The following is a 14,924-nucleotide window of genomic DNA, read 5'->3' as shown; positions in this document are numbered from 1 at the left end:
ACCCGGCTGTACGGGTTCAGCGTCAATCCGTGGCTCGCGGATGCCCCGTACCTGCGAAGGTGATCCAGCAAGTCTCCCGGGCGGTGTCGAGGAGGTACCAGATACGACCGCCGCCGGTCACTTCGATCTGCCACTGCTCGCAGGTCTGCCCGCGGTGGGTGCCGTGCGCCAGACCGCCCTTGAGGCGGTGGTGCCGGGGAGTCCCGGTGGCCGGTCTGGGGGCGGTGCGCATGGTGATCCAGGCGCGGTAGGTGTTCTCCCGGGCCTGCTGCGCGAGGCTCTCCCAGCCCTTGGCCGCCGCTGCGTCGGCGAAGCGGACCTCCCAGTGGCCGTCCGGTGCCGGGGGTGCGGCGCGGTCGCCGCGACCCGTGGTCATACGGCGTCCCGCGGGTCGGGCGCCGGGCCGTAGTCTTCGCCGTGGTCATGGGTCAGTGCGGCCAGAAGCTCGGGGTCGGAGTAGACCTCGGCGGTGTGCTGCCAGGCGATGAGCAGTTGGGCGACGGACGCGCTGTTGCCGAGGGAGTCGGCGGCACGCATGGTGTCGACCAGTTCGACGGCGAAGGCGTGCAGATCGGGCTCGGGCAGGAAACGGACCCACGGGAACGCGTCCGGCAGTATGTCCAGGAGCAGCTCCATGCTCCCGGGTTCCCGTCGCGCCATCGCCACCAGCATCCGGGTGGCTGCCGACACCACGGTCTGGTCCTGCTCCGCCCGCACCGCGGTGGTGAGGACCAGATCCTCGCCGTCTCTGCGGTGCAGGAGCAGTCTCGGCGATTCCTGGAGCCGGGCAAGCGTCTGCTTGTTCTTGTTCACCAGCTCGGAGAAGTTCACGGCGGCGCTCTCGGTACCCATGACTTTGAAATTACTTCGAAACTCACCCCGGGCGCTATCGCCCGAAAGGGGGGCGCGGGGCAGTGGGTCGGCTACTCGCCTCGCGAGTGGCCAGCGGCGGCGACCGGTTCCGTTCTGGAGGCTGGGGGACGATCTTCGACACCGCGAGGAACGATCTTCAGGGCCTCTTGTCGGCGCAAGCTCATCAGTACTCGTGCACACCCCCGGCCCCAGGACTCGGCTTCCGTCTGGGAATCCTTCTGGCTGCTGGACGATCGCGAGCGGACATAATTCTTCACCGCCTCAGGGCCAATGAGACCCTACGAAGCGAGAGGTTGATCCCAGTGATCTCGACGACGACTTCGTCGCCCACCTGCAACTCATTTCTGGGTGTGCCGATGGCCTGCTCGATGAGCTGGGATGAGTGGATCAGTCCCTCGATGCCGTCCTGAACGCGGACGAACACCCCGAACGGAACGCGCTTGGTTACTCGGCCCGGCAGCACCCTGCCAAGATGTGTATGGGCGAATCCCTTGAAGGGGTCGGGCTGCAGAGCCTTCAAGGAAAGAGACACGCGCTCACGGTCAAGATCGACGTCCAGTACCACGACGGTGACTTCGTGCCCCGTCTTCACCACTTCCGTCGGGTGGTCATAGCGCAGCCAGGACAACTCTGCCGCGTTCACCAGACCGTCGACGCCTCCGCCAATGTCGATGAAGGCGCCGAAGCCGACGACGGAAGAGACCACCCCGTTGCGCACCTCACCTCTCTCCAAGGTCTTGAGAAAGGCGCGGAGTGGATTGCCGGTTGCGTCGTCCGTACTGCTCATCCTGTCCCTCCCGTTCATATCTGCCGCAGGTTACTGCCCGGGTGGATCGCCGCCCTTTTCACGCCGTTGGTTCGTCCTGGATCGTGTAGCCGAGGTTTCGGGCCTGCGAGGCAACCCATTGGAAGTCCGCAGTGGCGGACAGCGACGCGACCGTTCCACGGGTCAGTCTGGGTCGAACACCACTGCGTACTGGTCGCCGGAGCCGTCGGCGCAGGGCCGACGGGTGTCCACCCGTGCAGTCCGGCTCGGCGGAATGGCCGCGCCGACCGGGCGGTTCAGTCCTCCGGCGGGGCGGGGATCCGGGCGCGGGTGCGGACCGTGGTGACGTAGGTGGAGATCGCGTCGCGGTTGCGGGTGAGGACCTCGATGCGGGTCGTCATGCGGTCGCGTTCGTGTTCCAGGGTGGCCAGCATCTCCGGGGTGGGGTTGGGGAAGTAGATCGTGGTCGGCTGGTCCAGGCAGGGGAGGATCTGTTTGATGATGCGGGTGGGGAGGCCCGCGTCGAGGAGGCCGCGGATCTGGCGGACGCGGGCGACGTTGCGGGGGTCGTAGTCGCGGTAGCCGTTGGGGGTGCGGGCGGCGGCGATCAGGCCCTGGGTCTCGTAGTAGCGCAGCAGTCGGCGGGATGTCTCGGTGAGGCGGGAGAGTTCGCCGATACGCATGTGATCCACCTCATGTCGGGGCGCGTTGACCCTCACACAGATGTGAGGGTTCGAGTCTAGGAGGGCCGAGTCGGCGGATCACACGAGGGGTTATGACGATGGATCAGACGCTCTACGACTACAGCCCGATCACCGAGCGGGAGCCGCTGCGGTGGCCCGGTGGGGCGAGGGTCGCGTTCTATGTGGGGCTCAATGTGGAGCACTACCGGGTCGACAAGCCGTCCACCAGTACGTTCGCCGGGACGGCCGGGCTGACGCCCGATCCGCTGAACTACGGGTGGCGGGACTACGGGCCCCGGGTGGGGATCTGGCGGGTGATCGAGAGCCTGGACCGGTACGGCGTACGGGCCAGCGCGCTGCTGAACTCGGCCGCTGGGGAGCGGTATCCGCAGATCGTCCGGGCCGGGCGGGAGCGGGACTGGGCGTGGCTCGCGCACGGGCGGGACAACTCGACCTTTCAGGCGGGGATGGAGGTCGAGGAGGAGCGGCGGTATCTGACGGAGGTGGTGGAGTCCATCGAGCGGACCACCGGGCAGCGACCGCGCGGCTGGATGGGCCCCGCGCTGACCGAGACGTTCCGGACGCCGGAGCTGCTGGCCGAGCTGGGGCTCGGGTACGTCCTCGACTGGACCAACGACGACCAGCCGTACCGGTTGAACGTCCCCGGGGTGATCAGCGTGCCGTACTCGGTGGAGCTGAACGACATCGGGATCTTCGTCGGCAAGGGCACCACCGGGCCCGACTTCGTGCGGATCGTCAGGGATCAGCTCGACCGGCTGTACGCCGACGCCACACCCGACAGCGGGCGGGTGATGGCGCTGGCGCTGCACCCCTTCGTGATCGGGCAGCCGTTCCGCAGCCGCTATCTGGACGAGGCGCTGGAGTACGTGACCAACCACCCCGGGGTCTGGGTGACCACCAGCGACGAGATCGCCGGGCACTACGCGGGCTGAGCCCGCCGGGTCTCAGGGGGCGACCGGGGGTTCCGTCGCGTGGGCGCGGTGGAGTACGTCGAGGAACTCCGGGGGTGTGGGGATCCCGGTGGTGTCCACGCGGTGGACCGCGACCCCGGGGGTCCAGGAGTTCAGTACCGCGACGCCCGTCAGGGACGGCAGGTCGGCGGGGGTGACCTCGCGGTCCTCCTGGGGGATGCCCAGCCTGGTCAGGCCCCGGCGGACCGTGCCCATCATGGTGCCGCGCAGTATCTCCGCCACCGGCCAGATCACGGTCCGGCCGTCCCAGAAGACCAGATTCCAGATCGACGCCTCACTGAACCGGCCCGCGCGGTCGACGAAGGCGACGTCGTCGAAGCCCCGGGCCGCGAGCTGCCGGGGGTAGTACGTCTTGGCGATCTCGCCGACGTGCTTGATGCCCGCGACGGGTCGCTCGTAGGGGACGACCGCCAGGGACAGCGGGCCCTCGGGGCCGGTCGCGGGCGGGGCCGTGGAGATCAGCAGATCGAGGGTGGCTTCCGGGTCGGCGGGGGTGAACTCGCCGTCCCGGGAGTAGACCGTCGCCTTCAGCGACAGGTCGGCGGGGCCCGCCGCCAGGGCGTCCCGCAGGAGTTCGCGGATCCGTTCGTCGGGCAGCGCTCGGCCGAACAGCTCGTCCGACGCGTGGCGCAGCCGGTCCAGATGGAGGTCCAGGCCCCGGATCCGGCCGTCGCGGACCTGGATGGCGGTGAAGTGGGCATAGCCCGCGAACGCGAGCGGGGCCAAGTCGTCGGCGCCGGCCGGGTGTCCGTTGAGCCGGGTGATATACGGCGAGGCCGGGGCGGGGGTGGAATGGTGGGGTGCGGTGGTCATGTTGGGACCGTAGGACCTCACATCGGTGTGAGGTTCAAGTGTCGTGGCGGACGTCACACAGGGCCGCGCGGGCGGGGGCGTAGAGGGGATGGATATGGGTGCGGGGATGCGGATCGGGGAGCTGGCAGGGGTGACCGGGGTCAGTCCGAGGCTGCTGCGCTATTACGAGGAGCAGGGCCTGCTGACTCCGTACCGGGTCGGGACCCATCGCCGTTACGGTGCTGACGCGCCCGCCGTCGTCGGCCATATCCGGACGTTCCTGGACGCCGGGCTGCCCACCCGGGTCATCCGTGAGGTGCTGCCCTGTGTGGAGGGGCCCGGGCCCGCCTTGAACGAGTGTGTCGCCCGGACCCTGGAGGAGCAGCTGCGCGAGCTGGACGACCGGATCGCGACGCTGCGGTCGAGCCGGAGCGCCCTCGCCGGGCTGCTGGCCTCCGGCCGCGGTGAGCGGGTGGGGCGGGTGGGGCGGGTCGAGCGGGTGCGGGGGGCCGCCTGAGCCGTGTGCCCGGGCGCGGGCGTGACATGCGCTCGGGCGGGCGGGCGGGCGGGCGGCCTCGGCCCCCCGGCCCCCGTCTGCTCGGCGGTCGGCCCGGCCCCCGTTTGAACGTGTGCCCGTGGCGGCCGGACCCCCGGCCCGGCCGCCCGCTGAGCCCGCGGGTCAGGCGGTCGCCGTCTCGATCAGGCTGAACGGCGGTGCCTGCGGAAGCGGGGTGACCGAGATGACGGCGAGCCCCGCCCGGCCGCAGACCTCGTCGAAGTCCGTCCGGGTCCGTTCCCGGCCGCCCACGTTCACCAGCATGTTGAGATCGCTGAGATAGGGCGTACCGGCCGCCGGGTCCACGACCTCCGGGAGGATCGGCTCCACGATCAGGATCCGGCCCTCGGGCGGCAGCGCCGTACGGCAGTGGGTGAGGATCGTGACGACCTGGTCGTCGGTCCAGTCGTGCAGCACGCTCTTCAACAGATAGAGGTCGGAGCCCTCGGGGACCGTACGGAAGAAGTCACCGGTCAGCAGCTCGCAGCGGTCCCGGACGCCCCGCTCGGTCAGATTGCGGTCCGCGTCGGCCAGGCCCTCCGCCGTGTCGAGGACCGCGCCGGTCAGTCCGGGGTGGCCGGTGAGGACGGCGGCCAGCAGGGTGCCGTCGCCGCCGCCGACGTCGGTGACCCGGGTGAAGCGGCCGAAGTCGTAGGCGCCGGGCAGGACGGCGGCCGTGGCCTTGCTCGCCTGGCTCATCGCCGCGTTGAAGTCGGCGGAGAGTTCGGGGTGGCGGGCGAGATGGCCGAAGAAGTCCGTCCCGAAGATCTGGTCGAACGCGATCTCGCCGGTACGGACGCTGTCGTCGAGCCGCTCCCAGGCCCGGGTCATCAGCGGATCGGTGAACGTCCGGACGAAGGCGGTGAGGGATTCGGGGTGCCCCGGGTCGAGGAGCGTGCCCGCCGGGGTGACCGAGAAGACGCCGGGGGAGTGCTCCCGCAGCAGGCCGATGCCCGCGAGGGCGCGCAGCAGCCGGAGTGTGGGCTGCGGCGCCGTTCCGGCCTCGGCGGCGATCTCGTCGGAGGGGCGCGGCTTGTCGCCGATCAGCTCCACCACCCGCAGCCGGACGGCCGCGCGCAGGGTCTGGGCCGCCATGCTGCCGAAGCCCATCCGGGCGATCAGGAAGCGGTCGGCGGGGGTGGGGGCGGCGGAAGCGGCGGGGGTGTCGGGTGCTCCGGTACTTGTCGTACCGGTGTCGGCCACACCTGCGTTTGTCGTACCGGAGCCGGGCCCGCCGGAGCCCGTCGTACCGGCGCCGGTCGTACTGGCGTCAGTCGTACCCGCGTCAGTCGTACCGGCGTCGTCGTCACTGGTGGTCATACGCGATGTCCTCCTCGGCCGGGCGGTTCGCCCGGCAACGGCGGTGGTGGTCGTTCGCGCGGTTCCTCGGTCCCCCGGAGGGGGCGGGTGACGGGACGGGTCCGGGGGAGGGGGCTACAGGGCTTTGGCGAAGCAGCGGACGTCGTCGTGGTGGCGGTAGTGGCCGAAGGGTGTCGCCGGGGCGTAGCCCGATGACGCGTAGAGCGCGATCGCCTCTGGCTGGGCCGAGCCCGTCGACAGCACCATGCGGTCCCGGCCCGCCGACCGGGCGTCGTCCTCCAGGGCGGCCAGGATCAGCCGGGCCAGGCCCCGGCCGCGGGCCCTCGGGACCACGTACATCCGCTTGAGTTCGGCGTCCCCGTCGGCGTACCCCTCGGGGTTGTCCTCCTGGGACCGCCAGCCGCCGGTCGCCAGCGGTTCGCCCGTTTCGCCGTCGTAGGCGATCAGATAAATGCCGTGCGGCGGGTCGAACATGGTGGCGTCGAGCGGGGTGGCGTCGCCGCCGTCCTCGGGGCCGTAGAGCTTGATGTATTCGAGCCGCACCTCGTCGTCGAGCTTGACGGCGTCGGGGTGGTCGAAGGCGACCCTGCGGATGTCCATGCAGTTCATCGTACGGTTCCGGGGTTCGGTGACGGGCCGCCGCCGTCCGGTTACCGGTCCCCGGGGCGGGTTAGGCTGCCGGGATGCTGACCGTGACTTCCGTGAACGTGAACGGGCTCCGCGCCGCCGCGAAGAAGGGCTACGTCGAGTGGTTCGCCGCGACCGCGGCCGATGTGGTCTGCCTCCAGGAGGTACGGGCCGAGCCGGGGCAGCTGCCGGAGTCCCTGCGGGAGCCGGAGGGCTGGTTCGCCGCGCACGCGCCCGCCGCCGCGAAGGGCCGGGCCGGGGTGTCGCTGTACACCCGGCGGGAGCCCGACGCGGTACGGACCGGGTTCGGGTCGGCGGAGTTCGACGACAGCGGACGGTATCTGGAGGCGGACCTTCCGGGTGTGACGGTCGCCAGTCTGTATCTGCCGTCGGGTGAGGTCGGCACGGAGCGGCAGGACGAGAAGTACCGCTTCATGGACGAGTTCCTGACCTATCTGGTCGCCCTGCGCGCCCGGGCCGCCGCAGCGGGCCGGGAGGTCGTGGTCTGCGGCGACTGGAACATCGCCCACCGCGAGGCCGATCTCAAGAACTGGCGGGCCAACCGCAAGTCCTCCGGCTTCCTCACCGAGGAGCGGGAGTGGCTCTCCAAGGTCTACGACGAGGCGGGGTACGTGGACGTGGTCCGCGCCCTCCACCCGGACCAGGAGGGTCCGTACAGCTGGTGGTCCTACCGGGGCCGCGCCTTCGACAACGACACGGGCTGGCGGATCGATCTCCAGGTCGCCACGCCGGGACTGGCCGGACGCGCCGCCAAGGCCGTGGTGGAGCGGGCCGCCACCCACGGCGAGCGGTGGAGCGACCACGCGCCGGTGACGGTGGTGTACGAGCAGGGCTGACGGGGCCGGGGTTCCGGCGGGCCGGGCGGCCCGGCGGTGACACGGCCGGGGTCCGGCGGGCCGGGCGGCCCCCGGCAGCCCCCGGGGCGGCCTTCGTCACTTTCCGGGGTCACGCCCTACCAGTCGGTAGGGAACTGTCCTAGGCTCGGATCGCGCCGGTGAGGGACGGCGGGCGCCATCGCGTCCCGCCCGGACCCGCGGCGCGTTCCCATCCGTACCCGTCGGGGATCCCGGGAGGCGCCATGAGCCCACAGCGGCAGCCGGACGGCGGTCCGGACGCCCCGAACACCCCCGAGCACGTCCGGGTCGCCGTCATCGGCGCGGGCTTCGGCGGACTCGGCGCGGCGATACGGCTGCGCCGGGAGGGCGTCACCGACTTCGTGATCCTCGAACGGGCCGGTGCCGTCGGCGGCACCTGGCGGGAGAACGACTACCCGGGCGCGGGCTGCGACGTACCCTCGCACCTCTACTCGTTCTCCTTCGCACCCAACCCCGACTGGAGCCGGGTCTTCTCCGGGCGGGACGAGATCCGGGCCTATCTGGAACGGGTCACGGACGACTTCGGCCTCCGGTCCCGGCTCCGCCTCCACCACGACGTGCGGATGATGACCTGGGACGAGGACGCGCTCCTGTGGCGGATCGAGACGACCGGCGGCGATCTCACCGCCGATGTCGTGGTCTCGGCCGCCGGTCCCCTCACCGAAGGCCGGATCCCGGACATCCCGGGCATCGACGGTTTCCCCGGCGAGATCTTCCACTCCTCCCGCTGGAACCACGGCGCCGAACTGCGCGGCCAACGGATCGCCGTGGTCGGCTCCGGCGCCTCCGCCGTGCAGATCGTGCCCAGGATCCAGCCGGAGGCCGCCCGGCTGATGGTGTTCCAGCGCACCCCGAGCTGGGTTCTGCCCAAGGGCGACCGGCCCGTCACGGCGGTGGAACGGTGGCTGCACCGCCGTGTTCCGGCCACCGCGAAGGCGCGCCGCGCGGCGCTCTGGGCCGTACGGGAACTCCTCGTCGGCTCCTTCACCCGGCACCCCGGCCGGATGCGGCGCGGCGAGGACATCGCCCGCGCCCAGCTGGCCCGGCACGTCCGGGACCCGGAGCTGCGGGCCGCGCTCACCCCCTCGTACCGGATGGGCTGCAAGCGGATCCTGCTCTCCAACGACTTCCACCCGGCCCTCACCCGGCCCAATACGACCCTGGTTCCCTCGGCGCTGGCGGAGATCCGGGGCTCGACCCTGATCGCGGCCGACGGTACGGAGACCGAGGCGGACGTCATCGTCTTCTGTACCGGCTTCCGGACCGCCGGGATGCCCGTCGCCGAGCGGATCCGGGGCATCGGCGGCGTACTGCTGGCGGACCACTGGAAGGGCGGCGTACGGGCGCTGCGCGGCACGGCCGTGGACGGATTCCCCAACCTGCTGACGGTCATCGGGCCCAATACGGGCGTCGGGAACACCTCCATGGTGCTGATCATCGAGGCGCAGCTGAACTATCTCGCCGACTATCTGCGGCGGTTGTCCCGGCTGGGGCCGGGGCGGGCGCTGGTCGCCAGGGCCGGGGCCGTCGCAGCCTGGGGGGAACTCCTCGACCGGCGGATGCGGAAGAGCGTCTGGACCACCGGCGGCTGCGACAGCTGGTATCTGGACGAGTCCGGCCGCAACACGACGCTCTGGCCCGGGTCCGCGACCGGGTTCCGGCGGGCGGTGCGCGAGGTCGACCCGGGGGAGTACGAGATCCTGCGCCGCGCGCCCGCCGAACCGGCGCCGCCCGCCGCGCGGGCCACGCCTGTTCAGGACCCGCCCGCAGAGAAGCCCCCGCCTGCCGGGGAGACCGCCGGGGAGACACCCGAGGAGGCCGCCGTATGAGCGAGGGCGCCCGCCGCCGGTACCGTACGGCCGAGTCCGCCGACGGCACCCCGCTTCATGTCGAGGTCCACGGCCCCGACGACGCGCCCGCCGTGGTCCTCTCCCACGGCTGGACCTGCTCGACCCGCTTCTGGTCCGCGCAGATCGCCGCGCTCTCCGCCGATCACCGCGTGATCTGCTACGACCAGCGGGGCCACGGCCGCACCCCGATGGGCCGGGTCGGTACGGGATTCCTCGCCGACGACCTCGAAGCCGTACTGCGCGCCACCCTGGCCCCCGGTGAACGGGCCGTCGTCGCCGGGCACTCGATGGGCGCCATGACCATCATGGCGGCGGCCGGCCGCCCCGCCTTCACCGCGCACACCGCCGCCGTCCTGCTGGCCAGTACCGGCTTCGCGCGGCTGGTCGACGAGTCCACGGTGGTGCCGGGGACGGTCCGGGGGCCGCTGCGGGGCCGGATCACCCGGGCGGTCCTGCGGTCCGGGGCGCCGCTCGGGCCGGTGAACCCGCTCGCCCGCCGTCTGCTGCGGTACGCCGCCCTGAGCCCGGCCGCCACGGCGGCCCAGGTCGCCGAGTGCGCCCGGATCGTCCATGCCTGCCCCAGGATCGTCCGGGCCTGCTGGGGGCGGGTACTGGACACCCTCGACCTGACGGCGAACGTGGCGGAGCTGACCGTACCCGCGATCGTGCTGGCCGGTACGGCGGACCGGCTCAGCCCGCCCGTACACGCCCACCGGCTGGCGGCGCGGCTGCCCGACTGCCGGGAGCTGGTCCTGCTGCCCGGCGCCGGACATATGACCCCGGTCGAGACGCCGGACGCCGTCACGGCACAACTGCGGACACTGGTACGGACGTTCCTCGGACCCGGGGACCGCGGCCACGCCCCGCTCCCCGGCTGAGGAGTCCCGTCAGGAGAGTTCCAGCGCCGCCGCCAGATCACGCCACTGACGGCGGGGCAGGCCCTGATCGCCCGTCATCACATTGAGGGCGACATGGTCGGCGCCCGCCGACCGGAACTCCTCGATCTTCCGCCGGGCCCGGTCCACGTCACCGAGGGCGAAGACCGCGTCCAGCAGCCGGTCCGAGCCGCCGTCCACGAAGTCCGGCGCCGAGAACCCGGCCCGCTCGAAGCTGCGCAGATAGTTCGGCAGTTCCAGATAGAAGGAGAGGTTCTCCCGGGCGATGCTCCGGGCCCGGTCCAGGTCCGGTTCGAGCACCACCTTCAGATCCGGGGCGATCACGGCATCAGGGCCCAGCAGCTCCCTGGCCTCGGCGATCTGGCCCGAGGTCACCAGATAGGGGTGCGCGCCCCCGGCCCGGTCGGCGGAGAGCCGCAGCATCTTCGGGCCGAGCGCCGCCAGCAGCCGCCGCTCAGCCGGGACGGGCACGGGGGCGGTGTCCAGACCGTCCAGATACGCCACCATCGCCCCGTACGGCTTCGCGTACCCCGGGGTGAACTTCTCATGGCTGACGCCGAGTCCGAGGAAGAACCGGCCGGGCGCCGACTCCTCGAGCCGGGCGACGTCCGCCGCCACGTCCGCCGCGTCGTGCTGCCAGATCGACAGGATGCCCGTCGCCACCTTGATCCGGCGGCCCGCCGCCACGACCGGCGCGACCTCGGCGATCGAGGGGCTGCGTCCGATCCAGAGCGTGTCGAATCCCAGCTCGTCCAGCTCGGCGACGGCCTCGGCCGTCTCCGCCGTCAGCTCCGAGGAGTCCGGCTCGGCCCGGATGTCCAGGGTCCAGACGCCGATCGGGCCGAGCCTGCCATGGTTCGCAGAAGAGGTCATGGCCGTACAACGGGCTTGTCCCGTACGGCTATTCCGGCTTTCCGCCTCTCTTTCGGGTGACCTTCGCGGTTGATTTACGGGTGCCCCGGGTGCCACTCGCGCGCTCTTTCGGCCCGGAGCCGGAGCCGGAGCCGGAGCCCGGCCGGGGCGGCAGCGGCGGGCGGCTGAGGTCGGGTACGCGGTCGTACCCCGGCGGAACCTGTGCCGGGTTCTTCTCCAGCATCTCCAGCGCCACCCGTACCGCGTCGTCCAGGCCCGCGTACCGGCCCTCCGCCCAGTCGAGGGGCGTCCGCAGCGCCTCCAGATCGGGCTCGACCCCGTAGTTCTCCACGGACCAGCCGTACTCGTCGAACCAGGCCGCGTTCATCGGCACGGTGATCGCCGTACCGTCGATCAGCCGGTGGCTGCCGCTGATCCCTACGACCCCGCCCCAGGTCCTGGTGCCCACCACCGGCCCGATGCCCAGCAGCTTGAACGCCGCCGTGATCATGTCGCCGTCCGACGACGTCGCCTCGTCCGCGAGGGCGACCACCGGGCCGCGCGGCGCGTTGGAGGCGTACGAGACGGGCCGCGCGTCCCGGGTGAGGTCCCAGCCGATGATCCTCCGGGTCAGGTTCTCCACCACCAGCTCGCTGATATGGCCGCCCGCGTTGCCCCGGACGTCCACGATCAGCGCCGGACGGGACACTTCGAGCCGCAGATCCCGGTTGAACTGCGCCCAGCCCGAGCCGCCCATGTCGGGGATGTGCAGATAGCCGCACCGCCCGTCGCTCAGCTCCCGGACCACCTCACGCCGTTTGGCCACCCAGTCCTGGTAGCGCAGCGGCCGTTCGTCGATCAGCGGGACGACCGCGACCCGCCGGGCCGCGGGAGCCGTACCCGTACCGCCGTCGGCGGGTCGGAACGTCAGCTCGACCGTCGTACCGCCCGCCGCCGACAGCATCGGGAACGGACCGGCGACCGGGTCGACCGGGCGGCCGTCGACATGGGTGAGGACGGCGCCCTCGCGGATGCCCGTACCGGCCAGCGGGGAACGGGCCTTGGAGTCCGACGAGTCGCCCGGCAGGATCCGCCGGACCGTCCAGCCGTCGTCGCGGCGGACCAGATTCGCCCCCAGCAGGCCCATGGGCCGCTGATAGTGCGCGGGCCCCTCGTTGCGGCGGGCGGGGATCACATAGGCGTGCGAGGTGCCCAGTTCGCCGAAGACCTCCCGCAGCAGATCCGCGAACTCGTCCGGGGACGCCACCCGGTCCAGCAGCGGCCGGTACTGGTCGAGTACGGCCCGCCAGTCGACCCCGCTCATCCCCGGGTCCCAGAAGTACGCCCGGACCAGGCGCCCGGCCTCCGCGTACGCCTGGCGCCACTCGGCGGGCGGCTCCACCTCGTGATGGATCCGGCGGAGGTCGATATAGACCGTGGCGTCGCCGTCGCCCGACTCGGTGGCGGGCTGGGCCCGCAGCTCGCCCTCGTCGACCACGACCAGCCGGCTGCCGTCGCCGCTGACCGCGAACCAGTCGAGATGGTCCACGAGTTCGTTCCGGCGCGCCTTGGTGATGTCGAAGTGCTCCAGGGTGGGACGGCCCGAGGTGTCGGCCGGGTTGGCGAAGGTCTCGCCGAGGGCGCCCGAGATCGGCCAGCGCAGCCAGACCAGACCGCCGCCGCTGACCGGATGGAGCGCCGAGTACTTCGACGCGGCGACCGGGAACGGGGTCACCCGGCTCTCCAGGCCCTCCGTCTCCACGACGACCGTACTGCCGCCTCCACCCCCGCCGGTCGGGCCGCCGCCCGTGCCGTCGGCCGCGGGCTCCGGCTCGTCCAGCGGATCGAGCCCACCGGCGGCGGGCCGCCCGTCGGGCAGCAGGGCGAACGGCGACGGTGTCGCCGACGACAGCGGTACGAGATAGGGGCGGCAGCCCAGCGGGAAGGAGAGATCGCCGGTATGGACGTCGTAGACCGGGTCGAAGCCGCGCCAGGAGAGAAAGGCGAGATAGCGGCCGTCGCTGGTGAAGACCGGGTTCTCGTCCTCGAACCGGCCGTTGGTGACGTCCACGACCGTACGGTCCTTTATCCGCGCCATGCGGATCTGGCGCAGGGTGCGGCCCACCCCGGGCTGGGACCAGACGAGCCAGGCGCCGTCGGGCGAGAAGGCGAGATCGGTGACGGGGCCGTTGAGGGAGCGGAGCAGCTGGACGACACCGCCGTCCGCCTCGTCCGTGCCGCCGGTGCCGTCCGTTCCGGTTACCGCGCCGGTGACGGTCGGGGCGGCCGTCGTCTCCGCGGCGGCCGTCTTCGTGTCCTTCGTGTCCTTCGCGGATTTCTTGGCCTTTCCGGTCTTGCCCGCCTTGGCGGTCTTCCCGGCCTTCGCCTCCTTTTCTGCCTTCTCTGCCTTCCCTGCTTTCTCTGGTTTCTCTGCTTTCCCGGGCTTCTCCGCTGCCTCCGCTCCGTCCGTGGCCTCTGCTGTCTCCGCTGTTTCCTCTACGGACAGCAGCAGCAGGCGCCCGTCGTGCGAAGCCACCGCGAGCCGCTTCCCCTGCGGGTCCGACACCATCTCGCGGACCACACCCAGCTCGCCCGACGCCAGCCGTCTCGGCGCCCGCTCCCCGGTCGCCCGGGGCAGATACGCGATCTCCACCGCGTCCGCGCCGTCGGCGTCCGTCACATACGCCACCCGGCCGCCGGTCCCCAGCATCACCGGCATCCTGACCCGGACCCCGGGGGTGTCCGCGATGGTCCTGGCCGGTCCGTCGCGGTGGGTCAGCCAGTACAGACTGCCCCGCACCGAGACGGCGCTGGCCCGCCCGGTGGCGTCCACGGAGATCCCGTCGACATGGTCCGAGGCCGGGATCTGATACGTCCGGCGGCCGGTGCGCGGCCCTCCGAGCCGTACGCCGATCCGGCGCGGCACCGCGTCCGGCACGGTCAGGTCGTCCACGATCCACAGCTCGCCCGCGCACTGGTAGACCACCCGGGTGCCGTCGCCGGCGGCGTGCCGGGCGTAGAAGGCGTCGTGGTCGCTGTGGCGCCGCAGATCGGAGCCGTCGGGCAGACAGGAGTAGAGATTGCCGACGCCCTCGTGGTCGGAGAGGAAGGCGATCCGGCCCCGGACGAACATCGGACAGTCCAGATGCCCCGCCAGCTCCGGCAGCAGCCGCTTCCCGTGCAGCCAGAGCCGTCCCATGGCCCCGCCCCGGTACCGCTTCCAGGCGGCGGGCTCGTGCGGCGGCTTGCCGGTCAGCAGCAGGGTCTGCCGCTCCCCGGCCACATCGGCGACCGCGATATCCGATACGGGCCCCCAGGGCAGCCGGCCGCCGGGCTCGCCGTCCAGGGGGACGCTGTACGCCCAGGAGAAGTACGAGAACGGCTGGCCGTGCGAGGAGACGGCGAGGACATGTCCGTCGGGGGCCCAGCCGCAGACCCGGGTGTCGTACGAGCCCCAGTAGCTCAGCCGCCGTGACGTGCCGCCGTCGACCGGGACCACATGGATCTCCGGGTCGAGGCTCCGCCAGGTCGTATAGGCGATCCGGCTGCCGTCGGGGGAGAACCGGGGGTGGCCGATCCGGGTCCGGTCCACGGTGAGCCGCCAGGCCCGGCCCGGGGGTTCGCCGTCGCCGGTGAGGGGGGCGACCCAGAGGTCGTCCTCGGCGGCGAAGCACACCAAGTCGCCGTGGAGATGCGGATATCGGAGGTACGCCGCGTCGTCGCTCACCCCCCAATGCTTTCCATCCGGGCGGGCCGAGGCAACTCGTGCGCGGTGACGAACTCATTTCGGAGGGGGAGGGTTGAGTCCGGCACGGGTGAGG

Annotated in this window: 13 protein-coding genes and 1 pseudogene; 5 read left to right on the top strand and 9 right to left on the bottom strand. The window is 71.9% G+C overall.

From position 1 onward, the window contains the following. Positions 1-22: 22 nt before the first annotated feature. The 4 genes and pseudogenes from AB0G74_RS03585 to AB0G74_RS03570 form a co-directional block, all read right to left on the bottom strand. Complete coding sequence (locus AB0G74_RS03585) at positions 23-376, bottom strand: hypothetical protein (RefSeq protein WP_361140140.1); 354 nt, start codon at positions 374-376, stop codon at positions 23-25. Further along, positions 373-852 (bottom strand): hypothetical protein, encoded by a 480-nt coding sequence (locus tag AB0G74_RS03580; protein ID WP_361140137.1) that lies wholly within the window; start codon positions 850-852, stop codon positions 373-375. The genes AB0G74_RS03585 and AB0G74_RS03580 overlap by 4 nt, the downstream gene beginning before the upstream one ends. Positions 853-1,129: 277 nt before the next feature. Then, positions 1,130-1,624, bottom strand: a pseudogene (locus AB0G74_RS03575) (S1 RNA-binding domain-containing protein); the annotation flags it as partial. A gap of 311 nt (positions 1,625-1,935) precedes the next feature. Further along, positions 1,936-2,322: a MerR family transcriptional regulator gene (locus AB0G74_RS03570; RefSeq protein WP_361140134.1), complete on the bottom strand. Its 387-nt coding sequence runs from the start codon at positions 2,320-2,322 to the stop codon at positions 1,936-1,938. A 98-nt stretch (positions 2,323-2,420) separates the two neighbouring features. Here AB0G74_RS03570 and AB0G74_RS03565 point away from each other — a divergent pair, with 98 nt between their 5' ends. Next, on the top strand, positions 2,421-3,275 hold the full coding sequence (locus AB0G74_RS03565; RefSeq protein WP_361140131.1) for a polysaccharide deacetylase family protein: 855 nt from the start codon (positions 2,421-2,423) through the stop codon (positions 3,273-3,275). A gap of 12 nt (positions 3,276-3,287) precedes the next feature. On the opposite strand, the gene AB0G74_RS03560 is transcribed toward AB0G74_RS03565, so the two are convergent. Beyond that, positions 3,288-4,127 (bottom strand): aminotransferase class IV family protein, encoded by an 840-nt coding sequence (locus tag AB0G74_RS03560; protein ID WP_361140128.1) that lies wholly within the window; start codon positions 4,125-4,127, stop codon positions 3,288-3,290. Between the two features lie 43 nt (positions 4,128-4,170). Between AB0G74_RS03560 and AB0G74_RS03555 the strand changes: the two genes are divergently transcribed. Then, positions 4,171-4,623 carry a MerR family transcriptional regulator gene (locus AB0G74_RS03555; RefSeq protein ID WP_361140125.1) on the top strand — a complete coding sequence of 151 codons (453 nt, stop codon included), beginning with the start codon at positions 4,171-4,173 and terminating at the stop codon, positions 4,621-4,623. Between the two features lie 162 nt (positions 4,624-4,785). On the opposite strand, the gene AB0G74_RS03550 is transcribed toward AB0G74_RS03555, so the two are convergent. Both AB0G74_RS03550 and AB0G74_RS03545 read right to left on the bottom strand, forming a co-directional pair. Further along, positions 4,786-5,772 carry a methyltransferase gene (locus AB0G74_RS03550; RefSeq protein ID WP_361140429.1) on the bottom strand — a complete coding sequence of 329 codons (987 nt, stop codon included), beginning with the start codon at positions 5,770-5,772 and terminating at the stop codon, positions 4,786-4,788. Between the two features lie 324 nt (positions 5,773-6,096). After that, the gene (locus AB0G74_RS03545; protein ID WP_361140123.1) at positions 6,097-6,582 is read right to left on the bottom strand and encodes a GNAT family N-acetyltransferase; all 486 of its coding nucleotides are present in this window, start codon (positions 6,580-6,582) and stop codon (positions 6,097-6,099) included. A gap of 83 nt (positions 6,583-6,665) precedes the next feature. Here AB0G74_RS03545 and AB0G74_RS03540 point away from each other — a divergent pair, with 83 nt between their 5' ends. The 3 genes from AB0G74_RS03540 to AB0G74_RS03530 all read left to right on the top strand — a co-directional run bounded on the left by AB0G74_RS03540 (position 6,666) and on the right by AB0G74_RS03530 (position 10,233). Further along, positions 6,666-7,466 (top strand): exodeoxyribonuclease III, encoded by an 801-nt coding sequence (locus tag AB0G74_RS03540; protein WP_361140120.1) that lies wholly within the window; start codon positions 6,666-6,668, stop codon positions 7,464-7,466. A gap of 242 nt (positions 7,467-7,708) precedes the next feature. After that, a complete protein-coding gene (locus AB0G74_RS03535; RefSeq protein WP_361140117.1) occupies positions 7,709-9,334 on the top strand; it encodes an NAD(P)/FAD-dependent oxidoreductase in 1,626 nt (541 codons plus the stop codon). Next, entirely contained in the window at positions 9,331-10,233 is a 903-nt protein-coding gene (locus AB0G74_RS03530; RefSeq protein WP_361140114.1) for an alpha/beta hydrolase, read from the top strand. Before AB0G74_RS03535 ends, AB0G74_RS03530 begins: the two co-directional genes overlap by 4 nt. A 9-nt stretch (positions 10,234-10,242) precedes the next feature. On the opposite strand, the gene AB0G74_RS03525 is transcribed toward AB0G74_RS03530, so the two are convergent. Continuing rightward, a complete protein-coding gene (locus tag AB0G74_RS03525; protein ID WP_361140111.1) occupies positions 10,243-11,124 on the bottom strand; it encodes a TIGR03620 family F420-dependent LLM class oxidoreductase in 882 nt (293 codons plus the stop codon). Positions 11,125-11,152: 28 nt separating this feature from the next. Further along, positions 11,153-14,830, bottom strand: coding sequence for a S41 family peptidase (locus AB0G74_RS03520; RefSeq protein ID WP_361140108.1), 3,678 nt, complete (start codon positions 14,828-14,830; stop codon positions 11,153-11,155). Between the last annotated feature and the right edge of the window lie 94 nt (positions 14,831-14,924).

This window comes from Streptomyces sp. NPDC020875, assembly GCF_040641415.1.
Classification (GTDB): Bacteria; Actinomycetota; Actinomycetes; order Streptomycetales; family Streptomycetaceae; genus Streptomyces.
This window is presented reverse-complemented; position numbering and strand designations above follow the sequence as displayed.